Source organism: Nonomuraea sp. GTA35 (assembly GCF_041950525.1).
Lineage (GTDB): Bacteria > Actinomycetota > Actinomycetes > Streptosporangiales > Streptosporangiaceae > Nonomuraea.
The window spans coordinates 1-22,046 of record NZ_JBGNUV010000027.1 but is presented as its reverse complement, the minus strand read 5'-3'; the positions used below and the strand labels follow the sequence as shown (position 1 = coordinate 22,046).

At 70.7% G+C, this 22,046-nt stretch carries 26 protein-coding genes; 13 read left to right on the top strand and 13 right to left on the bottom strand.

The window, feature by feature from the left end; genetic code table 11:
- Positions 1-40: 40 nt before the first annotated feature.
- Complete coding sequence (locus ACBJ32_RS56630; protein WP_375133906.1) at positions 41-772, top strand: hypothetical protein; 732 nt, start codon at positions 41-43, stop codon at positions 770-772.
- Positions 769-1,344 carry a helix-turn-helix domain-containing protein gene (locus ACBJ32_RS56625; RefSeq protein ID WP_375133905.1) on the top strand — a complete coding sequence of 192 codons (576 nt, stop codon included), beginning with the start codon at positions 769-771 and terminating at the stop codon, positions 1,342-1,344. The genes ACBJ32_RS56630 and ACBJ32_RS56625 overlap by 4 nt, the downstream gene beginning before the upstream one ends.
- A 329-nt stretch (positions 1,345-1,673) precedes the next feature.
- Here ACBJ32_RS56625 and ACBJ32_RS56620 read toward each other — a convergent pair whose 3' ends face one another.
- On the bottom strand, positions 1,674-2,366 hold the full coding sequence (locus ACBJ32_RS56620) for a carbonic anhydrase (RefSeq protein ID WP_375133904.1): 693 nt from the start codon (positions 2,364-2,366) through the stop codon (positions 1,674-1,676).
- 158 nt (positions 2,367-2,524) lie between these two features.
- Here ACBJ32_RS56620 and ACBJ32_RS56615 point away from each other — a divergent pair, with 158 nt between their 5' ends.
- The gene (locus tag ACBJ32_RS56615; protein WP_375133903.1) at positions 2,525-2,665 is read left to right on the top strand and encodes a hypothetical protein; all 141 of its coding nucleotides are present in this window, start codon (positions 2,525-2,527) and stop codon (positions 2,663-2,665) included.
- Here the strand turns inward: ACBJ32_RS56615 and ACBJ32_RS56610 are convergent.
- On the bottom strand, positions 2,629-3,270 hold the full coding sequence (locus ACBJ32_RS56610) for a TetR/AcrR family transcriptional regulator (RefSeq protein WP_375133902.1): 642 nt from the start codon (positions 3,268-3,270) through the stop codon (positions 2,629-2,631). The genes ACBJ32_RS56615 and ACBJ32_RS56610 overlap by 37 nt on opposite strands.
- A gap of 106 nt (positions 3,271-3,376) precedes the next feature.
- On the opposite strand from ACBJ32_RS56610, the gene ACBJ32_RS56605 reads away from it, so the two are divergent.
- On the top strand, positions 3,377-4,333 hold the full coding sequence (locus tag ACBJ32_RS56605) for an oxidoreductase (RefSeq protein WP_375133901.1): 957 nt from the start codon (positions 3,377-3,379) through the stop codon (positions 4,331-4,333).
- 135 nt (positions 4,334-4,468) lie between these two features.
- Positions 4,469-4,963, top strand: coding sequence for a hypothetical protein (locus tag ACBJ32_RS56600; protein WP_375133900.1), 495 nt, complete (start codon positions 4,469-4,471; stop codon positions 4,961-4,963).
- A gap of 136 nt (positions 4,964-5,099) precedes the next feature.
- Here ACBJ32_RS56600 and ACBJ32_RS56595 read toward each other — a convergent pair whose 3' ends face one another.
- The 5 genes from ACBJ32_RS56595 to ACBJ32_RS56575 all read right to left on the bottom strand — a co-directional run bounded on the left by ACBJ32_RS56595 (position 5,100) and on the right by ACBJ32_RS56575 (position 10,160).
- Positions 5,100-5,345: a hypothetical protein gene (locus ACBJ32_RS56595; RefSeq protein ID WP_375133899.1), complete on the bottom strand. Its 246-nt coding sequence runs from the start codon at positions 5,343-5,345 to the stop codon at positions 5,100-5,102.
- 78 nt (positions 5,346-5,423) lie between these two features.
- The gene (locus tag ACBJ32_RS56590) at positions 5,424-6,914 is read right to left on the bottom strand and encodes a phospholipase A2 (RefSeq protein WP_375133898.1); all 1,491 of its coding nucleotides are present in this window, start codon (positions 6,912-6,914) and stop codon (positions 5,424-5,426) included.
- Positions 6,915-7,282: 368 nt separating this feature from the next.
- Complete coding sequence (locus ACBJ32_RS56585) at positions 7,283-8,506, bottom strand: ROK family protein (RefSeq protein ID WP_375133952.1); 1,224 nt, start codon at positions 8,504-8,506, stop codon at positions 7,283-7,285.
- A gap of 242 nt (positions 8,507-8,748) precedes the next feature.
- The gene (locus ACBJ32_RS56580) at positions 8,749-9,153 is read right to left on the bottom strand and encodes a hypothetical protein (protein ID WP_375133897.1); all 405 of its coding nucleotides are present in this window, start codon (positions 9,151-9,153) and stop codon (positions 8,749-8,751) included.
- Between the two features lie 65 nt (positions 9,154-9,218).
- Positions 9,219-10,160 (bottom strand): RNA polymerase sigma-70 factor, encoded by a 942-nt coding sequence (locus tag ACBJ32_RS56575; protein WP_375133896.1) that lies wholly within the window; start codon positions 10,158-10,160, stop codon positions 9,219-9,221.
- A gap of 191 nt (positions 10,161-10,351) precedes the next feature.
- Here ACBJ32_RS56575 and ACBJ32_RS56570 point away from each other — a divergent pair, with 191 nt between their 5' ends.
- The 4 genes from ACBJ32_RS56570 (at position 10,352) to ACBJ32_RS56555 (ending at position 12,752) form a co-directional block, all read left to right on the top strand.
- Positions 10,352-10,681, top strand: a complete 330-nt coding sequence (locus ACBJ32_RS56570; protein WP_375133895.1) for a nuclear transport factor 2 family protein — start codon at positions 10,352-10,354, stop codon at positions 10,679-10,681.
- Positions 10,678-10,920 (top strand): hypothetical protein, encoded by a 243-nt coding sequence (locus tag ACBJ32_RS56565; RefSeq protein WP_375133894.1) that lies wholly within the window; start codon positions 10,678-10,680, stop codon positions 10,918-10,920. Before ACBJ32_RS56570 ends, ACBJ32_RS56565 begins: the two co-directional genes overlap by 4 nt.
- Positions 10,917-11,735 (top strand): NAD(P)H-binding protein, encoded by an 819-nt coding sequence (locus ACBJ32_RS56560; protein ID WP_375133893.1) that lies wholly within the window; start codon positions 10,917-10,919, stop codon positions 11,733-11,735. Before ACBJ32_RS56565 ends, ACBJ32_RS56560 begins: the two co-directional genes overlap by 4 nt.
- Before the next feature lie 96 nt (positions 11,736-11,831).
- Positions 11,832-12,752 (top strand): MBL fold metallo-hydrolase, encoded by a 921-nt coding sequence (locus ACBJ32_RS56555; protein ID WP_375133892.1) that lies wholly within the window; start codon positions 11,832-11,834, stop codon positions 12,750-12,752.
- Between the two features lie 256 nt (positions 12,753-13,008).
- Here the strand turns inward: ACBJ32_RS56555 and ACBJ32_RS56550 are convergent, their stop codons facing one another.
- A complete protein-coding gene (locus tag ACBJ32_RS56550; protein ID WP_375133891.1) occupies positions 13,009-13,965 on the bottom strand; it encodes a sigma-70 family RNA polymerase sigma factor in 957 nt (318 codons plus the stop codon).
- Positions 13,966-13,975: 10 nt separating this feature from the next.
- Entirely contained in the window at positions 13,976-15,214 is a 1,239-nt protein-coding gene (locus ACBJ32_RS56545) for an NAD(P)/FAD-dependent oxidoreductase (protein ID WP_375133890.1), read from the bottom strand.
- Positions 15,215-15,591: 377 nt separating this feature from the next.
- Between ACBJ32_RS56545 and ACBJ32_RS56540 the strand changes: the two genes are divergently transcribed.
- Positions 15,592-16,320, top strand: coding sequence for an SDR family NAD(P)-dependent oxidoreductase (locus ACBJ32_RS56540; RefSeq protein WP_375133889.1), 729 nt, complete (start codon positions 15,592-15,594; stop codon positions 16,318-16,320).
- Positions 16,321-16,611: 291 nt separating this feature from the next.
- On the opposite strand, the gene ACBJ32_RS56535 is transcribed toward ACBJ32_RS56540, so the two are convergent.
- The 3 genes from ACBJ32_RS56535 to ACBJ32_RS56525 all read right to left on the bottom strand — a co-directional run bounded on the left by ACBJ32_RS56535 (position 16,612) and on the right by ACBJ32_RS56525 (position 18,591).
- Positions 16,612-17,070 (bottom strand): hypothetical protein, encoded by a 459-nt coding sequence (locus ACBJ32_RS56535; protein ID WP_375133888.1) that lies wholly within the window; start codon positions 17,068-17,070, stop codon positions 16,612-16,614.
- A 154-nt stretch (positions 17,071-17,224) separates the two neighbouring features.
- Positions 17,225-17,614 carry a hypothetical protein gene (locus tag ACBJ32_RS56530; RefSeq protein WP_375133887.1) on the bottom strand — a complete coding sequence of 130 codons (390 nt, stop codon included), beginning with the start codon at positions 17,612-17,614 and terminating at the stop codon, positions 17,225-17,227.
- A 512-nt stretch (positions 17,615-18,126) separates the two neighbouring features.
- On the bottom strand, positions 18,127-18,591 hold the full coding sequence (locus tag ACBJ32_RS56525; protein ID WP_375133886.1) for a hypothetical protein: 465 nt from the start codon (positions 18,589-18,591) through the stop codon (positions 18,127-18,129).
- 219 nt (positions 18,592-18,810) lie between these two features.
- Between ACBJ32_RS56525 and ACBJ32_RS56520 the strand changes: the two genes are divergently transcribed.
- Positions 18,811-19,218, top strand: coding sequence for a hypothetical protein (locus ACBJ32_RS56520; protein WP_375133885.1), 408 nt, complete (start codon positions 18,811-18,813; stop codon positions 19,216-19,218).
- A gap of 727 nt (positions 19,219-19,945) precedes the next feature.
- On the opposite strand, the gene ACBJ32_RS56515 is transcribed toward ACBJ32_RS56520, so the two are convergent.
- Positions 19,946-20,542 carry a TetR/AcrR family transcriptional regulator gene (locus tag ACBJ32_RS56515; protein WP_375133884.1) on the bottom strand — a complete coding sequence of 199 codons (597 nt, stop codon included), beginning with the start codon at positions 20,540-20,542 and terminating at the stop codon, positions 19,946-19,948.
- Between the two features lie 90 nt (positions 20,543-20,632).
- Here ACBJ32_RS56515 and ACBJ32_RS56510 point away from each other — a divergent pair, with 90 nt between their 5' ends.
- Positions 20,633-21,346 (top strand): SDR family oxidoreductase, encoded by a 714-nt coding sequence (locus ACBJ32_RS56510; RefSeq protein ID WP_375133883.1) that lies wholly within the window; start codon positions 20,633-20,635, stop codon positions 21,344-21,346.
- Between the two features lie 201 nt (positions 21,347-21,547).
- Positions 21,548-21,934: a BTAD domain-containing putative transcriptional regulator gene (locus ACBJ32_RS56505; RefSeq protein WP_375133951.1), complete on the top strand. Its 387-nt coding sequence runs from the start codon at positions 21,548-21,550 to the stop codon at positions 21,932-21,934.
- Positions 21,935-22,046 lie beyond the last annotated feature (112 nt).

Sequence of the window (22,046 nt, the reverse complement as noted above, 5' to 3'; positions counted from 1 at the left end):
ACGTGCCGATGCCAGCAACATCGTTCGATAGGATGAACGTATGGTTCACCTTAACGAGCGCCCGAAGATCTCGCAGGACGCCCTCTACCTGGAGGACACCTATCTCGGCGACGTCCACACCAGCGTGACCGCGACCGGCCACGACGAGGCCGGCGGCAGGTGGCTCGCGGTGCGGCACAACATCTTCCATCCGCAAGGCGGCGGGCAGCCCGCCGACCGCGGCTGGCTGGGCGAGTGCGAAGTCGTCCCCGTACGCCACGCCGCGACCGGCCTGGTGGTGCTCCACGCGACCGGGAGCCACAGCGCCGGGCTGGACGACCTGTCCGAGGGCGATCTCGTGCACACGCGCGTAGACGCCGGCCTGCGCCTGCTGCACGCCGCGCTGCACACCGCCGGCCACCTCGTCGAAGCGGCCTGCCGGGCCGAAGGATGGACGCTGGCCCGCAGCAACCACTTCCCCGGCCAGGCCCGCATCGAGCTCACCCCGCCCGGGACCGGAGCGCAGCTCGCCGATGCCGAGGAGCGGGAGAAGGCCGCCGACCGGCTGCGCGCGTTCATCGCCGCGGCCATCGCCGACGACCTGCCGGTCACCGCCGATCACGACGACCAAGGACACCGGGTCGTACGGCTCGGCGACGTCCACGCCGCTCCCTGCGGCGGCACCCACGTGCGCAGCCTCGCCGACCTGCGACAGGTGACGATCTCCGCCGTGAAGCTGAAGAAGGGCCGCCTGCGCGTCTCCTACACCGCCGACCACCGGACGCCGCGATGAGCGCACCCGGCCGAGATCGCCGTCCCGCCAGCGGTGCCGCCGCCGCAGCCGGCGTGCAGATCCAGCGCCGCCGGCAGCAGCGCGGCATGAGCCAGGCCGAACTGGCCCGGCGGACCGGGCTGAGCAAAGCGACCCTGTCGCAACTGGAGGCGGGCCAGGGCAACCCCACCCTCGACACCCTGGACGCCATCGCCGTCGCCCTGGCCATCCCGCTCACCGACCTGCTCATCCGCCACGGCGACCCCGGCACCGTGCACCTCGCCTCGACCATCGCCAGCCAGGACGAGCCCACCCGCGAACTGCTGCGCCGGATCAGCGGCGGCCACAGCCTGGAGATCTGGCGACTGCGTCTCCCGCCGAACACCACCCTCGACGGCGTCCCCCACGCCCCCGGCACGACCGAGCATCTCCTGATCGCCTCCGGCAGCCTCCTCGCAGGTCCGGCCGACGATCTCCGCCGCCTGGAGGTCGGCGACATGCTGGCCTTCGCCGGCGACGCCCCGCACCGCTATCGCACCGACGACACACCCGCCGACGTCACCGTGGTCATCGCCTCCCCGGTCGCCGGCTGAAGGGCCGGCCTGGACGTACTGACCTTCCGGGCCCTCGCAGCGATCCCCCCGCGCAGGGCTTGCCGCTGGTCGTGGGGTGATCGAGAAGTGCCCCCGTATCGGAGATCAAGAACTGCCTCCCGTACGTTGGCGGTATGGCCGCCGAGATCATCGAGCCGGTCCCGGGAAGACCTCCGTTGATTCCGCATCACGACCATGATCGCGAGTGGGCAGCGGGTTGAGACCGGGTCATCGTCGCGTCTGCCCGTCTCGACCGTGGTGCGCGATCAATCCTTCCGGCGCGGCCGGGACCCGGTACAGGCCGGGTCCCGGCCCTCTTCGCGGAGCGGTCACACCAGCCGGGTGACCTTGCCGGTGTCGAGCGAGTAATACCCGCCCACGATCTTGAGGTTCCGGTCGGCGATGCGTGGGGCGAGCAGCTTGTCGGCCTTGAGCTCGGCCACGACATTGGTGGTGTTGATCCGGATCATCCTGTCCACGTCCCCGCGGGCTTGCTCGTAGGCCGGTCGCAGGTCGGTGACGATGCGCTGCAGGTGGCCGGGGAGCTTCGTGCCCTCCTTGAGGGCGTGGGCGGCGGCGGTGACCGCGCCGCAGCGCTGGTGGCCGAGCACCATGATCAGGGGTGTGTCCAGTTCTGCGGGGCCGTACTCGATGGCGCCGGCGATGAGGGGGTCGATGGTCTGGGCGGCGCTGCGTACGGTGAGGATGTCGCCGAGCCCCATGTCGAAGACGATCTCCGGGGGGACGCGGGAGTCGATGCAGGAGACGACCACCGCGTACGGCTCCTGCTTCTGGGCGACCTCCGCTCGTCGGCGGAGGTCCTGGTGGGGGTGGATGGAGGCGTCGGCGGCCCAGCGCCGGTTGCCCTCGCGCAACTTCGCCCATGCCTCGTCCGGGGTGGCGGGCCGGCGCGCGGAGGGTCGTGCGAGGCCGCGCGCCGCCCCGCCGTCTAACAGGACCCCTCCGGCGGCCAGTCCAGCGGCGAGCAGTACCGTACGGCGACCAACGATCTTCTTAGACATGGGATCCAGTATGCGGTATACCGCCTACGCCTCGATTGCCGGGGTGCCTCACGGACGCGCGTCACCTGTTCCGCGAAGAGAGCCGTCGAAGCGTCGGGCGACACCCCCTCAGCAAGGCCCTCCGCTCCCGGACGCGTCCCCAGCCGCCAGGTAGCGGCGTGAGATCACGATTGCGGTTCGTGGAGCCGCTGCGCACCCCTGCGAGCACGCCGGGCACGGGACCGGCCGACAACGCGGGCAGGCGGCTGGTGGACTCCCGTACTCACCCGACCCCGCTCTCCAGCAGCGTCATCAACTGATCGGCCGCGACGCGAGCCCGGCCGGCGATCTCCTTGTCGTCCGGCTCCCGGACGCCGTGCAGCGCGTCCTCGAAGAGGTCTCTGCCGAGCATCGCGACGAACGTCGACGCCGTGGAGCGCGGGTCGGCGACCTTCCAGCCCTGGCTCGGAGCCCAACGGCTGAGGTAACGGCCCAGGACGTGCACCCGGAGCTCCATGACCTGGCGATAGCGGTGCCCGAGCTCCGGGAAGCGAGGGGCGTCCCGCGTCACCACGCGATAGAGCGCCAGCTCGGTCGGCGACAGCACGCGCCGCAGATAGTCGACACCCGCCATCGGCAACGCCACCTGCGGGGGTTCGGTGAACCAGGGCAGGTCCGCGTGCTCCTCGTGCGGCACCTCGGGTGCTGAACAGGCGTCTTGGATGACGGCGCTGAACAGCTCGTCCTTGCCGTCGAAATGCCGGTAGACCGTTTTGATCGAGACGCCCGCCGCCGCGGCGATCCGATGCATCGACGTCTCGGCGTAGCCCGTGTCGAGGAACGCCTCGCGGGCGGCATGGACGATCGCCGTCCGCTTGCGCTGCATGAGCTGTGCCTTGGGGTTGTCGTCCGACCAGCTTCGCATGGACCTCTCCGTACGGGCGCTTGACACCAGCATACGACAACGCCCATTGTTGCTCGTACGACAACGAGCGTTGTCGTATGCCGATCCCGCCAGACCCGGAGATGCCATGAGCGCGCCGCAGCGAACCCCGATCAGGGGCTGGACCGCCGACCAGATACCCGACCAGAGCGGGAGGACGGTCGTCGTCACCGGCGCCAACAGCGGCCTCGGCCTGGCGACCACCAAGGCCCTCGCCCGCCGGGGCGCCCACGTGATCCTCGCCGTGCGCGACGAGAGCAAGGGCCGCCGCGCGGCCACGGAGATCAGCAGCGGCCAGCCGGACGCCCGCCTGGAAGTGCGCCTCCTCGACCTGACCGACCTGGACTCGGTGCGAGCCTTCGCCGACCGGCTGCGCTCGGATCTCGGACGCCTGGACGTGCTGATCAACAACGCCGGCGTGATGGCACCGCCCCGAACGCTCACCGCACGGGGCCACGAACTGCAGTTCGCCGCCAACCACCTCGGCCACTTCGCGCTCACCGGCCTGCTGCTCGGCCTCCTGGCAGGCGGCGACGACCCCCGCGTGGTCACGGTCACCTCGACCAACCACCGGCAGGGAAAGATCTTCTTCGACGACCTCACCGGCGAGCGCGCCTACTCCCCCATGAGGTTCTACAACCAGTCCAAGCTCGCCAACGCCAGCTTCGGCTGGGAGCTCCACCGGCGGCTCGCCGCAGCCGGCAGCGCCGTACGCAGCGTGCTGGCCCACCCTGGCTACACCTCCACCAACCTCCAGACCAGCGCACCGGTCGGCATGGTGAAGGTTCTGTTCGGCCACCTTCTCGCGCCTCTCGCCCAGTCCGCCGCCCAAGGGGCGCTTCCCCAGCTCTACGCGGCGACCGCCCCGGACGCCGCAAGCGGGCACTTCATCGGCCCCGGCGGCGTGGCCGAACTGCGCGGTGCGCCCAAGCAGGTCCAGCTGGCCTCCGCCGCCACCGATCCCCAGGCCGGCCGCCGACTGTGGGAGCTGTCGGAGCACCTGACCGGCGTACGGTTCCCGATCCCGTCCGGAGGAGAGCTGTAAGCGATCACGAGGACATGGCGGCCATTCGCACTGCACCCGCCCACGCGGAGCGTTCGTCATCGAGGGCGGAGAGGTTGCCTCGTCAGACCGGGCGGTGCGGGTCCGCCCCTCCGCACCCCGAACGTCGCCATCACTGTGCCGACGATCCAGGCGTTCAGCACCGGCTGCCTGATCAACGTGGACATCGTCACCCGACGGCAGGCTCTGTCCTCCGACGACTTCCAGGCCCTCCAGCTGGCGGTGTTCCCTCACATGATCACCGGGGTGCGGGCCGGTCAGCCGCTGCCGGATCAGCTGCTGCGCTTCGGCGTGCGCTTCGCCGGCGGTGCCAAGGCCACCACTGTCGGACAACGTCTGGACAGGACACAACTCCCGCAGGATCCGCCACCGGGCCCGCATCTGTCCCTGCTGCTCCCCGGCATGTCCATGCGCAGCGGTGACGACGACGCAGGTGTCATGACCTGGGGGCTGTGGCTGTGGCCAACGCCTCCCCGCGAGAGGTTCGAACTCGCGGTGGAGTGGCCCGTCGGCGGGATCGAACTGAGCATCGCCGAACTCGATGGCGCCGCCATCGCGGACGCCGCCCAGCAGGTGGTCTCATACTGGCCGGAACCCCCACAGAGCAGGTAGAGCTGGCGAGACGCCGGCGGGAAGGTTCCCTGAGGACGGGACCATCGCGCTCGGGCCTCGGTGGACAGGACGGTGACGGCCTGGGCGGTGCACGGGGTGGCCGGTCGAGAGCGGGCGGGCCGTACCGGAGAGCGGTCTATGGGCGGAGGCCGCCGATGATGAGCCAGAGCGCGGCGGCCTGGATCAGGCCGGCCAGGTCGACGGCCAGGATCCAGGCGATCCCGCTGAGACTCGTACGGGAGACGACGTAGCTCAGCGGCAGCGTGATCACCGTCTGGATCATCGTGAAGACGTCGGGCACGCCGCTGCGTGAGGTGAACCAGGCCACGACGCCCAGCAGGATCACGAGCGCCGCGTAACTCCCCGCGACCCACGTCGCCACTGCCCTTCTCCTCATCTCTTCCCTGATCCTCTCACCCGGGGACCGCCCCCGCCGGGGCGCCGGCGGGGGCGGGGACGGCTATGGCCTCGCGTCCGTGAGGGCGGGCGGGTTGCCCGTGGTGGCGTTGGCGCCGTTCTGCGGATCGCCGAGGCGGACGCCCTGGCGGTACACCCACGCCCAGGTGGTGCAGCCCAGGGGCGAGCCGTAGGCGGGGCAGGTGTAGTCGCGCATCGTGGTGTAGAAGACGTCGTCCACCGCCGACTTCTTGTCGGGGGTCATGTGGTGGGTGACGCTCGGCAGCTTGTAGGAGTTGCCGATGACTCCGTACCCGTAGTCGTGCATGTCGCACGGGACGGTGAAGTCGTACCCGCCGGGCGTGTCTCCGGTCGGCGAGCTGCAGTGGTCGTAGTCGATGCCCATGACGATGTGGTTCGTCCTGGTGATCCGGGAGCTCGGCGGCTGCCAGCCGTAGTGGGCGACGTGGTCGGCCACGCATTCGGCCTGCGTGTGCCACATCCACTGCGACGCGTACGGGCAGGTCGGCGGGTAGTTGAGGACGCCGGGCCCGGCGGAGGCGGGCGCCACCATGGCGGCCTTCGGCTTGCTGCCCGAGGCCGGGAACGTGAGGCTCCACTTGCCGGTCCTGGGTGAGGTGAGCTGGGTCAGGAGGCCGGCGCGGTCGTAGGCGTAGGTCGTGGTGGCCGAGGTCGTGCCGTCGTCCAGGGTGGCGCTGCGCAGCCGGCCCCGCGGGTCGTAGGCGTAGGTGGCGCGCTTGGACTTGCTCTCGGCGGAGACGAGGCGGCCGGCGTAGTCGCCCGGCCGGTCCGCGGTGGCGGTGGTCTTCTCGGCGTACGCCAGCGTGATGGTCGTCTCGGGACCGCTGCCGGCGTCGAGGTCGGTGATGGTGGTCACGCGGCCCTGGTCGTCGTAGGCGACGGTGGAGGTGCCGTACGCGGCCGTCGCGACGGAGGTGACGCGCCAGGCGCCGGCGATCTGCCGCCAGGTGAGCACGACGTCGAGGTCCGCCGGCTTGATCCCGGAGCCGCCGGCGGTGCCCGAGGCGGTCGCCTGGGCCAGCGTCTCTGTCGCGTCGGCGTCCCCGTCCTTGACGGTCAGGACGGAGCCGGTGGCGGAGGCGTAGGTACGGCTGCCGGCCTCGGCCCGCTGCCGGGTGTACTGGGTGGTCTCGCCTTCGTCCAGGTCAGTGGCCTGAGCCTGGTCGTCGTTCAGGTCGAGGCGGCGGCTCGTCAGGCCGCCGAGGATGTCGGCCCGCCATCCCGGGCCGAAGACGGACAGGTCCGATCGCGGGCCCGGCGCTTCCTTGAAGCCGCCGTTCTTCTGCCCGGTGAGCCGGTAGACCCGGTCCAGGACGCCGGTGAACTCGGCGCGTTCCGGAAGCGTGAAGGTGCGGGTGCCCGGGATGTAGAGCCCGGGGCCGGTCGCGTTCACCTCCCTGGTCGGCTGCGGTGGGGGCGCGGATTCGCGCTGGTCGGCGAGTGCCGGGTACGACGAGGCGACCAGGGCCGCGGCGCATAACGCCGAGATGATCGCGACACGCGAGACGCTCATGTGGGGGTACGTCCTTCCGGAGACCGCGGGCCGCGCGCGGAGGAGCCGACCGACGACGCCGCCGCTCACGACCCTTCATCCACTTGACCTCCATCAGTATGAGTTTCGGAGATCGTCTGTCAACAAGCGCTTGGTGAATTCCGCCCAGCGGGACCGCGGCCGTGCCGGGACAGCCCGGAAGCGGCTCACGTCGGCGGCCTGTGCGCGCCCACGAAGATCACGATCCCGGCCGCCCCGGGGCCTGGATCGTCCGACTCCTCGACTCCTGCGTTGCCGTGCCTGTGGTCCGCACGATGAGAGCACGCCGGCGGAAAGCGGCGGCATGGATGCCGGCACCCAGGTGCTGGGGTGGGCGAAGGCGACCGGGATCAGCGTAGGGCGGCCAACGTGCTGAGGGGGTTGTCCAGGAGTTTGGCGAAGGCGAGTTCGGCAGCCCCGGCGAGCGTGGTGTCGTCACCGAGGGCCGTCACGGCCAGGCGGACACGTTCGCGCGACACCGGCAGGACATGCGCGTCGATCCGGGCGTGAACGCGCGGCGCGGCGCCCGGGTAGACATCGCGGAGCATCCCGCCGAAGACCACGAGCGCCGGGTTGAACAGGTTGATGAGGTTGACGACGCCGACGCCGAGCCAGTCGCCGACGCGGTCGAGAGCGTCCCGCGCTCGGGCGTCGCCGGTCCCGGCGAGGGCGACGACGGCTCGGATGCCGTCGCGTCCGACGAGTTCGTCGGACCGTCCCGCGTAGTCGAGCAGCGCCTCCTCCCCCACCTCGGCCTCCAGGCAGCCGCGCGACCCGCACAGGCAGGGCCGCCCGTCGAACGGGTTGACCAGCATGTGCCCGAGTTCGCAGCCGTAGCCTGCGTCGCCGTCCAGGAGTTCGCCGCCGACGATGATCCCGCCGCCGACGCCGACGTCCCCGTGCAGGTAGATGAGGTTGTCGACGTCGGATCCCGCGCCGCGCACGTGCTCGGCGATCGCACCCAGGTGCGCCTCGTTGCCCACCTCGACGGGAAGGCCGAGGCCGAGCCCGGCGCCGAGTTCCGCGCCGAACGCCTGGTCCACCCAGCCGAGGTGCGGCCCGTACCGGACCGTGCCGTCGACGCGCCTGATCAACCCGCAGTAGGACGCGCCGACACCCACGCACAACGCGCCCGGGCCGGCCCCGACGACCAGCTCGCGGCCGAAGGCGGCGAGGACGCCGACGACGTCCTCCAGGTCGACCCCGGCGCGGGCACGCACGGCCTCGCGACGGTCGAGGACCTGGCCGCCGAGCCCGACACGGGCCGCGAGCAGCCGGTCCACGGCGACGTCGAAGGCGAGCCCGTACACCGTCCCCCGCTCGGGCATGACGACGATGGACGGCCGCCCGGCGCGGCCCCGCCCGACGGGGGCGCCCTCGCGGACCAGCCCGGCCGCGGCGAGTTCGGCGGTCAGGTCCATGATGGTGCTGCGGTTGAGGCCCATCCGGCGGCTGAGCGCGGCCCGTGACACCGCCCCGTCCTTGTGGACGCACCGCAGCACCTCACTCAGGTTCCGCTGCCGCATCTGCTCCTGCGTCCGCGCGCCCGCCGCCGATCCCGTCACCCGCGCCAGCCTAGGACCTGCCTTCGAATGATCACAGCCCGCGCGGGAGGCAGGCCATGGTGACGACGGCAACGCAGGAAGCGGCGGTCCTGCCGTAACGGGTGACCAGGCCGCGAAGTGCCTGATCGAGCGGCCGGTGACCGTTCGAGCGCGACAGGGTGGTCCAGGGTCGCTTCTCGGAACTCGAACAGCGCGCGCTTCAAGGTGCCCCGGGGCCGGGCTGGTGCGGGGGCACGACCTGGGGCCGGCGGCTACAACCGGGTGCTGGAGCGGTTCCGCCGGGAGGCGGACAGCATCTGGCCCAGTGCCAGGGTGCTGAGGCCGAACATCAGGACGCCCAGGGGGACATGGAGCGAGGTCATGCCCGCGATGCCCAGCGCGACCTGCACCGAGGCCAGGGCGAGGAAGACGGCGGCGTACAGGATGGGGCGGGGTGTGCCGCCGCCCGGACGCCAGGCCAGGATCGCGGCGAGCACGTACAGCAGCGACGCGCCCCACATCACGCGCGAGCCGACATCGTGCAGCAGCGCGCCGTGAGAGGAGGACAGCAGCATTCCTGCGGTGACCGCCTGGAAGAAGATGCTCAAGGTCTGCACGGCGACCGCGGTCTTCAGGAACGTGAGGCCGCCGCGCGCTGCGGTCGCCTGTCCGGCCATGGCGTGTGATCCTCTTCTTCCGGCGTGGGGCGGTGGGTGAGTGGTGTTTCGGTGGCCGGGCTTGTTCAGTGCAGGGTGAGCACGGTCTCGGAGGCGAGGCGGGTCAGCTTGTGCGGGTTGCGGACGTAGTAGAGGCCGGTGATGCGGGCGCCCTCGACGCGGATCGCCAGGACACCGTCGAACTCGCCGTCCAGACGCAGGACGAGCGCCGGGCCGCCGTTGACCACGGTGGAGTCGCCGGTGAGGGCGATGCCGGCCTTGCCGAGGCCGCTGACGATCATGTGAGCCACGTTGCCGGCGCCGCTGATCGGCCGCGGCGAGGCCTTCTTGACGCCGCCGCCGTCGCTGACCAGGACGACCTCAGGGGCGAGAACGTCAAGCAGGCCCTGCAGGTCTCTGGTTTCCAGCGCGCGCTGGAACGACTCCAGTACCGCCCGGGCCTGGCTCGGGGAGACCGCCTCGCGGGGACGGCGGGCCTCGACGTGCCGGCGGGCGCGGTGCGCGATCTGGCGGACGGCCGCGGGGCTCTTGTCGACGGCGGCCGCGATCTCGTCATAGCTGACGTCGAAGACCTCGCGCAGCACGAAGACGGCGCGCTCGGTCGGCGAGAGGCTCTCCAGGACGAACATGAGCGCCATCGACAGGCTCTCGGCGAGCTCGACGTCCTCGGCCACGTCCGGCGTGGTGAGCAGCGGCTCCGGAAGCCAGGGGCCGACGTAGGCCTCCTTGCGGCGTTTCATGCTGCGCAGCCGGTTGAGCGACTGCCGGGTGGTGATCCGGACCAGATAGGCACGCTGGTCGGACACCTGACCGACGTCGACCTTGACCCAGCGCAGCCAGCTTTCCTGCAGGACGTCCTCGGCGTCGGCCGCCGAGCCGAGCATCTCGTAGGCGACGGTGAACAGCAGGTTGCGGTGGGCGACGAACGCCTCGGTGGCGGCGTCCATCCGGCCGCCGTCAGCGAGCGGCTCCGCTGCGCCCGTCGTTGGCTCGCTGCGCTCGTTCATCGCCGGCTCCCACCTGTGTTCGCTTCTCACCTTGCTCTGCGCACAAGACACCGGCCCTCATGGCCGTGTGACACCCCTGATCGGTGGCGTACGTCACATGACCGCGGCTGGCTGTGACGTGCAGGTTCCTGCAGTCCTGCGTGCAACCGTTCGCTCTACTCCCCGATCGTCCCAGACAAGATCCTGGAGTCATGGATCGTTTGCACGTCATCAACACCCGCACCTCGATGGCCTGGCACGTCGACCAGCGAGACCGGGACCAACTCGTCCGGGTGTTCGCCGACAAGGTGATGCTCGACCACACCAGCCTGAACGGCGGCGAACCCGTCACCCTCACCCCCGCCCGGATCATCGAGGCCTGGGAGACGGGACTCAGCGCCTACGCGGCCACCCAGCACCTCATCGGCAGCCACCTGGTCACATCGACGGCGACACCGCGGTGTGCACCCATCGCGGGCGTGGCCGTGGTCAGCAGCGACCACCGACAAATCGATCACCATGGCCACTTGGAGTGCGCGTGAACGTGAGTTTCGACAGCGACGGCGCCGCCCTGGCGCCACAGATCACCCACCCCACGCTGCTCGTGCACAGCGAGGACGCCGCCATCCCCGACGGCGCGCGCCGCTTCCACGCCGGCCTGGCCGGGCCCGGGGACATCCTCTGGACCCAGGGCACCCAGTTCGACTTCTACGACCAGGAACCACACGTGACCCTGGCAGCCGACACCGTGGCCGCGCACTTCGGCAGGACGCTGCGATGATCCTCGTCACCGGAGCCACCGGCAACGTCGGCGGCGAGGTCGTTCAGGCTCTCGTCCGGGCCGGGCAGCCGGTCCGCGCGCTCGTGCGTGAGCCCGCCCGCCTGCCGGTCGAGCAGGCCGTCGGCGATCTGAACGAGCCGGACTCGCTCTCCGCCGCCCTCGACGGCGTCCGCGGGGTGTTCCTGCTGCCCGGTTACCGCGACATGCCGGGGCTGCTCGCCTCGATGCGGCGGGCGGGGGTGGAACGGGTGGTGCTGCTGTCCAGCCTGGCCGCCGTCGCGGCCGACACCCGCAACGCCATCTCCGAGTTCATGATCCGCTCGGAGACCGCGGTCCGCGAGTCCGGCCTGGCCTGGACTTTCCTGCGCCCCAACGCCTTCATGTCCAACGCCCTGCGCTGGCTGCCCCAGCTACGCGAGGGCGACGTCGTCAAGGACGCCTTCAGTGAGGTGCTCGTCGCCTCCGTCGACCCTCATGACATCGCCGCCGTCGCGGTCCGGGCCCTGCTCGACCCGGGTCACGAGGAGCGCGTCCACGAGCTGAGCGGCCCGGAACGGCTGCTGCCCGCTCAGCGCCTGGCCATCCTGGCCGAGGTGCTCGACCGCGATCTGCGGTTCCACGCCCTCACGGACGAGGAGGCCCGAGCCGACATGGCCGGGCGCGTACCGGAGGAGTACATCCACGCGTTCTTCAGCTTCTACAGCGACGGGACCCTCGACGAGTCCCAGATCTACCCCACCGTGGAGAAGGTGACCGGACATCCGCCCCGGACCTTCGAACAGTGGGTCAGGGCCCACGCGGACGACTTCCGCTGAATCTCCCGCACTCCGACGTCACGAAAGTTCCAGATGAACCAGAGACTGCGGCGCCTTCTCGCCGCAAGCTCCGCCGCCGCATGCACGATCGTATGGGTGGCGGGCTGCTCGAACGAGGACAAGCCCGAGGCGCCGGCCGCGAAGACGGCGCAGCCGGGACGCTTCGCCTCGCCCAACCCTGGCTCCGTCAACACCTACTGGATCCAGGCACCGGACGGCCTGGTCCTCATCGACACCCTGCGCACCCCGGCCGACGCCCGGAACGCGATAGCGGAGATCAGGAAGACCGGTGAGCCGGTCGCCGCCATTCTGCTCACCCATTCCCATCCCGACCATGTGGGCGGTGCCGGCGCCTTCCACGAGGCCTTCCCCGAGGCCCCCATCCACGCGTCGAAGGCGACCGACAAGGCGATGCGTGAGGACAAGCGCGGCTTCTATCCGCTGGCCCGTTCGGCGAACCCCGCCTTTCCCGTCAAGGTCACCTACGCCGACAGGACCTTCGAGGACGACACACCGGTGGAGGTCGGCGGCCTCCGCTTCGAGACCGCCACCTTCGCCGAGGGCGAGTCCGACACCGCGACCGTCTACTACCGCCCCGACACCGGGGACCTGTTCTCCGGCGACCTGGCGACCAGCAAGGTCACGCCCGCGCTGATCGAAGGGGACAGCTGCGGCTGGCTCCAGATCCTGAACCAGCTGGACCGGCGATTCTCCGGGGCCAGGATGATCTATCCGGGCCACGGCGCCCCGGGCCCGACCCGGGTGCTGATCGACGACCAGCGCCGCTACCTGCAGCGATTCCGCGGCCTCGTTCGTACGGCTGTCGCCCCGGACTCCCCCGAGGGCAGAACGGTCGCACCCGGCGAGCAGAAATCGATCATCGCCGAGATGGACCGTGCCCATCCGGGGCATCCACCGGTCGCGGACCTCCCCACCATCGTGCAGGAGAACATCAAGGCCGTCGCGCGGGAGATCTCCGCTGAGGATCCCGCGAAGGTCGACGCCGACTGCGCGTGACCGGATCCGATGCACAAGCCGGCGGTCCAGGTGGTGAGCGCGCTCGGCTGCCCGCGATCGAGGTGCACGGCGTTGCGGGGTGCCGCCGTGGGCCTTCGTGCCGGGGCCGTCGAGCACGGTCGGCCCGATCTGCGGCAGGGGCGGCCTCGAACCGCGTGACGCCGCACGCGCCGTCCGCATGCGGCTGGTGGCGTCCGAAGGCCGGGAGCGGCCAGGCGCAGGGCGCATGCTGCCCTCGGTCGCGGTCGGCTTCGGGTCACCACTGGGGGACGAGCGGCGGGTCCGGTTCGTGCTGCCGCCAGGCTTCGGTGAGGCGGAGGAGGCGGATGGGCGCGGCGATGCCGCGCACGGTTGCGATCTTGCGTCCGGCGAGGTCGAACGTCACGGCGCCGACGACCCGGTCGCCGAGCACGAAGAGCATGGCGGGGGCGCCGTTGACGAGCGCGTAGTGGACGGCGGGCGTGCCGCCGGCAAATCGCCGTTTCGCGGGTGTGGGTGTGAAGCCGGCCCGTGCCACGGCGGCGATGCGCTGCGGCGTGTCGTACCGCAGCAGCGTCTCGGCCAGGCCGGCGCCGTCGGAGATCGCGATCGCGTCGTCGGTGAGCAGCACCACCAGCCGTTCGGTGCGGCCCGAGGCGGCGGCGGCCAGGAATTCCGCGACGATCCTGCGGGCGGATGCCGGATCGACTTCCCCGCCGCCGCGGCGGCGGGCGACGGTGATGCGGCGCCGGGCCCGGTGGAGGTGCTGCTGGCTGGCGGACTCGGTGATGTCGAGGATCTCGGCGATCTCGGCGTGGCCGTAGGAGAACGCTTCACGCAGCACGTAGACGGCCCGCTCCAGGGGCGACAGGCGCTCCATGAGGGTCAGCACGGCCAGGGAGACCGATTCGCGCTGCTCGAAGGTCTCGGCCGGGCCGAGCATCGGGTCGCCGTCGAGAAGCGGTTCGGGCAGCCAGGCGCCGGCGGTGCGTTCGTGGCGGGCCTGTGCCGAGCGGAGCCGGTCGAGGCACAGGTTGGTGACGACCTTGGTCAGCCATGCTTCCGGCACCTTGATCCGCTGCCGGTCGGCGGCCTGCCAGTGCAGGAACGCGTCCTGCACGGCGTCCTCGGCGTCGGCGGCCGAGCCCAGCAGCCGGTAGGCCAGCGAGGCCAGCCGGTTCCGGCCGGCCTCGAAGCGGCTGGTGTCGAAGCGATCAGTGGCGCTGCTGTTCACGCGGGCTACCCTAGGCGGCCACGCGATCCGCCTTCTCGGCGGAGATATCCGGCGCGGCGGCCTTCTCAGCGGACCCATCCGGCGTGGCGGCCAGGCGGCGCTTGCGCGCGGGCAGGGCGAAGGTCGGGTGCGAGATGCCCCACAGCGAGATCTTGAGGATGCCCATCTTGATCCGCGCGGCCTTCCGGCCGCCCACATACATCGGCTTTGCCTGCGCTTCTTCGTCGACCGGCTGCAAGATCCCGTCCCGGCGCCCGAGGCTGATGTGGTTGCCCGGGTAGACCAGCTTGGTGTTCGCGATCTTGCGGCCGGTCAGGCGGCCCACGATCGCGTCCGTGGCCTGCCGGCCGGTGTAGCCCGCCGAAGCGCAGGACATCGGCAGCGGCCGGCCGTTGTCGCCGATGGCGTAGGCGCTGTCGCCGGCGGCGTAGACGTTCGGGTGAGAGAGCGACCGCATCGTGCGGTCGACGACGATCCGGCCGTTCTCGGTGACCTCCAGCCCGGCGGCGGCGGCGATGGGGTTGACCGCGAATCCGGCCGTCCACACGGTGGCGTCGGAGGCCAGGGCGGTGCCGTCGGCGCACAGCGCCCGCGTCGCTTCGACGGCTTCGACGCTGGTGTGCTCCAGGACGGTGACGCCCAGCCGGTCGCAGGCCCGGCGCAGGTGGCCGCGGGCTCCGGCGGAGAGCCGGGCGCCCAGCTCGCCGCGGGCGACCAGCGTCACCGACAGGCCGGGCCGGGCTTCGGCGATCTCGGTGGCGGTCTCGATGCCGGTCAATCCGTCGCCGACGACCAGCACGTTCCCGCCCTCACCCCGCCTGTCCAGGGCGTCCAGGCGCTCGCGCAGGCGCAGTGCCGCGGGCCGGCCGGTGACGTGGAAGGCGTGTTCGGCCGTGCCGGGGACGCCGCCGTCGGCGACGTGGCTGCCGAGCGCGTACACGAGCGTGTCGTAGCCGAGCTCTCCGCCACCGTCGGCGTCGGCCACGGCGACGACCTGACGCTCGGGGTCGACGGCGGTGACCCGGGCCAGGCGCAGCCGTATCCCCGTTCCGGCGAAGACGTCGGCGAGCTTCTGGGCCTTGATCTCGTGGCCGGCCGCGAGTTGGTGCAGCCGCAGCCGCTCGACGAAGTCCGGCTCAGCGTTGACCACGGTGATCTCGGCGTCCGCCGGGGACAGCCGGCGGGCCAGGTTCCCGGCCACGTAGGCTCCGGCATAACCGGCGCCGAGGACGACGATGCGGTGCTTCATGTGTCGCTCCTGTCGGTTCACGTGCTACCGGTGAGTTGAGCGGAACAGCGCCCCGATTGCTGACAGAAACCGCATGTGACATGGCTCACAGCGACGTAGACGGCAGGGACCGCACCTTCTTCCTCGCCTGCGACGACTGCCGCGCCGTGACCGAGCAGGTCCAGGCCCGCCTCACCGCCTGGCCGGCGCGCGCTGGATGACTGCCTGTGGCAGCTCACCTGCAAGTGGGCCGCCGCTGGACGCCTTCAGCCTGCGGACGCCGATTCCGCCGGTTTGTGACAACCACGGCCGGTGGCCTACATCACACGTCGGCAGAGTCACAGAAATCAGGTCGGCAGTGTCACATGGCCGCAGGTACAACGACGTCAGGAGAGAACATGACCTCCGTATTGATCACTGGAGCGAACAAAGGCCTGGGCTACGAGACGGCGCGCAGGCTCGGGGAGCTGGGCTGGAGGGTCTTCCTCGGCTCACGCGACGAGGGCCGGGGAAGGGCCGCCGCGCAGAAGCTGGCCGCCGACGGCGCACACGTCATCATGGTTCCCTTGGACGTGACCTCGGAGGAGTCGGTGGCCGGGGCGGTACGGCTGGTCCGGGAGCACACTGACCGGCTGGACGTGCTGATCAACAACGCCGGCACGCCGGGCGGCGGCGTCAATCCGGCGAACGCGACGGCCAAGGACATCCACGCCGTCTACGACACCAATGTGTACGGGCCGGTCCGGGTCACGAACGCGTTCCTGCCGCTGTTGCAGGCGGCCGATAACCCGCGGGTGGTGATGGTCACCGGCGCCGGAGGGTCCATCGCGTTCGTGACCGACCCCGGGCAAGCCGTCTCGACGATGTACGAACTCGCCTACACCTCGTCGAAGGCAGCACTGAACATGATCACCGTCCGATACGCCCAGGCGCTGCCGGCCATCAAGTTCAACGCCGTGACCCCTGGCGAGGTCGCCAAAGGCAGGTTCACCGCCACCGACATGAACATCCACACGGGCGAGCTGACGGTCACCGAGGGCAGCGATCCGATCATCGAGCTCGCGACGCTCGCCTCTGACGGGCCGACCGGGATCTTCATCGATCGCCTCGGCCCCATCGCCTGGTAAGGCATCCCGGAAGGGTGCGCGAAGGGGCGAGCTCGGGGAGATCATGGCCGGCTCGCCCCTGCGGCGCCTGTCCCGCGCTCTCCGTCCGGTTGATCGCTGGCGGCGCGGCGTTCTCCGGGTTGACTGCTGACGTCCCCAAGGTCGCGTTCACGGTGGCTTCGCTGCGATAGCGAGCTGTCGCCCCCCGGCCCGCCCGACCCGGCGGCGGCGGCTCGCCCACCAGCCACCGCCCGCTCGGGCCGGTACGGGCCGAAACTCACACTGTCGGCGACCCGACTGCCACGCCTCAGATCAGGGGTAGAGCGTGTAGGTCTTGGTGTTGTTGCACACGATCGTGCTCGGGAGGCAGCGCTTGGCCCTAATCGTGATCCGGTCGAGGTTGGTGCGGGTCGTGGACCATTTGAAGCTCTTGTGGCCCTTCTTCCGGCCGGCCTCCTTGTACCCACCATAAATCTCGTTGCCGTTGCTCTTCTTGAAGGAGACCTCGACCACGGTCGTCCAGGCGTCGTTCTTGGTGTCCGTCACGCTGCCGCGCGCCTCGCCGTAGCCGTTGCTGCAGAGCTTCAGGACGTAGCTGACGAAGCCGTCCTTCGTGTTCAGCTTGCTCCACTTGTCCTTGCAGCCGGCCGAAGAGACGCTCGAGGAGGCGGTGGTGGAGGCCGTGGCGGTCGTGGCCGGCGTCAGTACGGCGAAGGCCGCAGCGACCCCGACAACAGTGGCGAGCTTCTTCGAAGGGGAGAGCTTGCGCATGAGATTCGATCCTTGTCAGTCAACGAGAATTTCGCGGTGCTCCGCCTGTGATCAGAGCACCGCGAAGGATGCTAAACACCGGCGGTATAGCAGTGGTATGTCCGAGGATCCGACCGGCGGTGTCCGGCGGGCGAGAGGCCGCGAAGGGAACGTCCTAGCCGAGGAAGACCACCTGGAAGCTGGTGTTGGACAGCGCCGCGAAGTCGCAGGGCTGGGTGCCGAACACGTACTGGCAGGGCCCGTGACCCCAGGATGTGATGTCTCCGTCGGGGATCAATCGCACGGTTGATCCGACGGGCACCATGTGCAGGCAGTTCGAGACGGAGCAGGTGCCGGCCAGTGATCCGTTGACGTGGATGCTCACAGAGCCGTAGGCGCCGCGCAGTTCCAGGTTCACGGCGACGTCCGCGAAGGCGCGGGCCGCGCCGGTGGGGAGAACGGCCGCGGCAATCAGCGCGGATACGAAGAACGATGCCGCTCGCCGCCGTATCCGCCGCATTCGCCGCACGTCGAGCCGGCCGTGAGCGGAAGTCGATGCTGTCATGGGCGTGGACCCTCCGTGAGGTTCGACTGACTTGTCCGTGATCAGGGTGAGGGTGGTCGGCTCCGGATACCGGCCGCCGATACGCCGACCGTGAGGCGTCATGCCCCCGGTGCGCAACGGCCGCCGAATCATCCGTACAAGCCCGTACAGAGCGGCTGTAACCAGTTGTGATCAGCAGGCGACGTACAGGTGGCGCCAGCCGATGGCGCGTAACCGCACCACTGCAGAGGAGGTCGCGTGTCCGGGACAAGGCCGGCGCGTTCGGCGCGCACGGCATCCTCGGCGACGGGTTCGCGGGCCGCGGGCTGCCGTCCGCTTCGCCGGGTGACCTGCCGGTACGGGTGCTGGAAGTGTGCGGGGTGGCTGGCCCAGGGCCCGGCTGATCGCCTCTCCGCACGCACCCGCCGCCCAGCTGTATCGCCGCCTGAGCCGGCGGGAGGCCGGTCCGCTCCCAGGTGAGCCACCGCCCGCGCTGCGGTGCTGGCCGAAGCGCAGGCGATGGGACGCGAAGGTCAGCGAAGCTTGGTGGTCACGGTGGCGGGCGCCGGCGCCTTGACCGACACCTTGCCGCCCCACCCCGTATAACGGCTGTCCACGGTGCTGGTGTAGGTCGTCCCGTCCTCTGCCAGCGCGTAGGTGGATCTCACCCGGCTGACCAGGCCCGCCGAGGACAGGGTGAGCGTGTAGGAGATCTTCACGCCGTCGTGCTCCTTGCCGATCCTGGCGGCGGACACCCAGGCCGAGACCGCCTTGAGCTCCTTGACGGTGATCGAGCCGGAGACGGTGTCGCCCTTGGTCGTGCCGTTCTTGAGCAACCGGGCCAGGGTCTTCGCCTCGGCGGGGTTGATGAACTGCGACCACGAGTCGGGCATGCCGCGGTTCTTTTCCTTGTACCAGGTCTTGCCCTCGGGCAGCAGGCCGGCGATGAAACCGCCGGAGTGGATGATGCGGCCCCGGCCACTGCCAACACAGGTCACCGGTTCGACACCCGCACTCGGCCGCACCCCGGAGCAGACCGCTCAGGCGCCGGACAGGCTTACGACAATTCCGGATCGGTGACAGGCGTTCTCACGGGCTCAGAGGCGGTGCACCGGCGGCCCGGCGCTCGGCGCTCGCGGAACATCACCGAGGGACTGCTGATGTGCTCCGCTATCCTTGATCACCAACAGTGAAACGATCAAGGAGGAATGCCTCCCTTGGGCATCATCAAGCGTAGTGCGACCTTCGCGCTCGGCACGGCGGCCACGCTGGCCGCGGCGGCCACTCTGAGCTCTCCCGCCATGGCGGCGTCCTCGCCCATCGAGGCCTGCGGCGGCGGCAGCTATCACGTCATCGACAGCCACGCCTACGGCTCCAGCGCCGTCACGTACCTGCTCTACAACGGCAAGACCAACTGCGTGGTGACCTGGAAGACCGGCGCAGCGGGCAACACCGCGTGGGTGCGGGCGGTGGTGCAGGTGTACGGCTCGCCGGGCAGGGTGGACGCGGACAACTACCGTTACTACGCCGGGCCGGTGAAGGTCGACGCGCCGGGCAAGTGCATCATGTGGGGCGGTTCCTACGGCAGCCAGTGGTACGAGAGCCCATGGGAGCACTGCGGCTGACGCGCCGCCGCTCGCCAGTTCCTCGGTTCACCGGTGAGAAACGTGTCAGTGCTCACAGCTGGCCACGCCCGGCGAACGCTTCCGCGCGACCGGATCCCCACCACGCCCACGCCGGTCGCTCTGTGGAGTCCGATCCCCTTGCCGAGGTAAGGCCGGGCGATCCAGCCCGTGGCCACTTCGCCATCATCGGCCCCTTCCCGCCGCCCCGGACCACTCCTGGGCAGCGGGGAGTTCGAGATTGTCGTAGCCGCCTGTGACGCCACCACCAGCCAAGTCATGGTCGGGCCGTCCGGGTGGGCCTGGGCCGTCACCGTCCGGGCCGGCCGGCGCAGCATCCACCTGTCGGTCGACGGCCGGCACCTGAAGACGCCGTCCTCCCCGCCTATCGGCCGATCACCTGCACCGACTGTCCATGCGCGGTGCCCGACCCGCCGGTCCCCCACCGGCGCCACCCAAGGGCCACCAAAGATGGCGGCCTCCCCCGTCCAGGGCCTCCGATGCCGGTCGTCTCCCCTGCCTGCGCGGCACGGACCGGCTCCGGATCCGTAGCCGGAAGCACGCTCCTGCGTGAGAGTGTGGATGCCGCCGGGCGGCCAGGGCCCGCACCGCGATCGACGTCGGCACGACCGCCGGCGCGGCGGCGAGTCGCCACTGCCCGCACGACGAGCGCCCGGTCAACGGCGGGATCGTCGAGGACGAGCCGCGATGTCACGCCACGTCGGCGGGTTCATGCCTCGGGACGGGCGCGCAGGCCAGCGGCGTCGAGCAGGGCGGCGGCCGTGGCGACGGCGAGGCCGTCGAGGCCCCGCGCCTGCACGACCGCCTGCGCGCTCGACCCGTCGAAGGCGACGGTGAGCTGCCGGGCCAGCAGCGCCGGGTCCGCGGCTCCGGCGCGCTCGGCCTCCTGTCGGAAGAACGCGGTCAGCGCGTCCTTGTTCCGCCGGGCGACCAGGCTGGCCGGATGCTCGGGCGACTTGACCTCGACCGCTGCCGCCACGAACGGGCAGCCGCGGAAGTCCGGCTCCGCGGCCGACTCCTCCAGTCTCTCGAAGACGTGCAGGATGCGCGCGCGGGGCGGCCGGTCGTCGTCGGCGGGGGGAAGCAGGAGGGCCTGGTAGGCGGGCGCCATGCGGTCCAGGCTCGCCGCCACCACCTCGTCCTTGCTGCCGAACAGCTGGTACATCGAGCGCTTGGACACCCCGGCCCTGCGGCACAGCGCGTCGATGCCCACGCCGACGCCCTCGCGGTAGAAGAGCTCCGCCGCGGCGTCGAGCAGGCGATCACGGGTCGAAACGGGCGCGGCAGCCGGCGTGGGGTGCGTCATGCGCCCAGGTTACCGCTCGACTTGCGCAAGGGAAACCGATCGGTTTACGGTGAGTGGAAACCGATCGGTTTCCAAGAAGGAGATGACCTCATGACCAGCATCAAAGGCTCCGTAGCCGTCGTCACCGGCGGCAGCCGCGGCATCGGCAAGGCACTGGTGGACGCCCTCTACCAGCGCGGCGCCGCCAAGGTCTACGCGACCGCCCGCGACCCGCGCACCGTCACGCACCCGGACGCGGTCCCGCTGGCGCTGGAGGTCACCGATCCCGGCTCCGTGGCCGCAGCCGCCGACCAGGCCCAGGACGCGACCATCCTGATCAACAACGCCGGAGTCCTGTTGTCCGCGTCGTTCCTCGACTCCCCCATCGACGACGTCCGCCGCGAGTTCGAGGTCAACTTCTTCGGGCCGCTGCTCACCACCCGCGCCTTCGTGCCCATCATCGAGCGCAACGGCGGCGGGCACATCCTCACCATGCACTCGGTGCTCTCCTGGGTCACGCTTCCGAGCGCGGAGGCCTACAGCGCCTCCAAGTCCGCGGTGTGGTCGCAGAGCAACGCGCTGCGCCTGGCGCTGCGGCCGCGGGGGATCAACGTCACCGGACTGCACGTCGGCTACGTCGACACCGACATGGCCGCCGACGTCGAGGCGCCCAAGACCTCCCCCGGCAGTGTCGCGCAGCAGGCCTTGGACGGCATCGAGGCCGACGCCCCCGAGGTCCTGGCCGATAATCTGTCACGCCAGGTCAAGGCCGGTCTCGCCGCCGACCTCACCGCTCTGTACCCGCAGCTCGCGCCGGCGGGCTGAGACGTTCCGGACGGCAAGTGGCCTTCGCGCCTCTCGTCCGGCCGAGGTCCCCCATGATGCCGGGCTTGATCAGGCAGCGCCTTCGCCGAGCCGCATGGTCCTGCTGCTGGCCGGCGGCCGGATGGTGGGCCACGACCAGTTGCTCGACGCGTCCGGGGCGAGGACCCGCCGCGTTGCACCCTACGCACCTACGTCTCCCGCCTGCTCACCCTGCTCTGCGCGGAGCACCCGGCCCGAGAGCGGCTGTCCGGGCTGCTCATGCTGGCGCTCGACCGCTCGGGCAGGCAGGCGGAGGCGATTGACGCCCCCGTCCACGTGCCGTTACGTCGTGTCAAGCCGCCCGCCAGCCTGACCGCCATGTTCGACACTCTGGGGACATTCTCCGAACGCGCCGCGGCCCGGCCGCCGGCCGTTCGTCCTCGCCGGCGACGACGGAGCACCCGACGTCACCATCGCCTACGCCGGGCTGGACCGGCACGCCCGGGCCATGGCCGCCGAGCTGCTGCGCCGCCACCTGACCGGATCCACCGTGCTGAGCTCAATCTCTTTCCGGCAGCGTCGTACCGCGCCCGACTAGGAGACTTCTGATGATGTTGCTGGTCAGGCTTCCGATCATGTAGGTCGAGGGTCAGGCTGGGCAGCATGATGGGGCATCGTCCCGAGCGGCCGGTGGGGCCGGATGTATGGAGCACCTGCCGGG

Coding starts and splice junctions, on each gene's coding strand:
- ACBJ32_RS56630 (WP_375133906.1), top strand. CDS start 41: ATGGTTCACCTTAACGAGCGCCCGAAGATCTCGCAGGACGCCCTCTAC.
- ACBJ32_RS56625 (WP_375133905.1), top strand. CDS start 769: ATGAGCGCACCCGGCCGAGATCGCCGTCCCGCCAGCGGTGCCGCCGCC.
- ACBJ32_RS56620 (WP_375133904.1), bottom strand. CDS start 2,366: ATGTCTAAGAAGATCGTTGGTCGCCGTACGGTACTGCTCGCCGCTGGA.
- ACBJ32_RS56610 (WP_375133902.1), bottom strand. CDS start 3,270: ATGCGAAGCTGGTCGGACGACAACCCCAAGGCACAGCTCATGCAGCGC.
- ACBJ32_RS56605 (WP_375133901.1), top strand. CDS start 3,377: ATGAGCGCGCCGCAGCGAACCCCGATCAGGGGCTGGACCGCCGACCAG.
- ACBJ32_RS56590 (WP_375133898.1), bottom strand. CDS start 6,914: ATGAGCGTCTCGCGTGTCGCGATCATCTCGGCGTTATGCGCCGCGGCC.
- ACBJ32_RS56580 (WP_375133897.1), bottom strand. CDS start 9,153: ATGGCCGGACAGGCGACCGCAGCGCGCGGCGGCCTCACGTTCCTGAAG.
- ACBJ32_RS56575 (WP_375133896.1), bottom strand. CDS start 10,160: ATGAACGAGCGCAGCGAGCCAACGACGGGCGCAGCGGAGCCGCTCGCT.
- ACBJ32_RS56570 (WP_375133895.1), top strand. CDS start 10,352: ATGGATCGTTTGCACGTCATCAACACCCGCACCTCGATGGCCTGGCAC.
- ACBJ32_RS56560 (WP_375133893.1), top strand. CDS start 10,917: ATGATCCTCGTCACCGGAGCCACCGGCAACGTCGGCGGCGAGGTCGTT.
- ACBJ32_RS56545 (WP_375133890.1), bottom strand. CDS start 15,214: ATGAAGCACCGCATCGTCGTCCTCGGCGCCGGTTATGCCGGAGCCTAC.
- ACBJ32_RS56540 (WP_375133889.1), top strand. CDS start 15,592: ATGACCTCCGTATTGATCACTGGAGCGAACAAAGGCCTGGGCTACGAG.
- ACBJ32_RS56535 (WP_375133888.1), bottom strand. CDS start 17,070: ATGCGCAAGCTCTCCCCTTCGAAGAAGCTCGCCACTGTTGTCGGGGTC.
- ACBJ32_RS56530 (WP_375133887.1), bottom strand. CDS start 17,614: ATGACAGCATCGACTTCCGCTCACGGCCGGCTCGACGTGCGGCGAATG.
- ACBJ32_RS56515 (WP_375133884.1), bottom strand. CDS start 20,542: ATGACGCACCCCACGCCGGCTGCCGCGCCCGTTTCGACCCGTGATCGC.
- ACBJ32_RS56510 (WP_375133883.1), top strand. CDS start 20,633: ATGACCAGCATCAAAGGCTCCGTAGCCGTCGTCACCGGCGGCAGCCGC.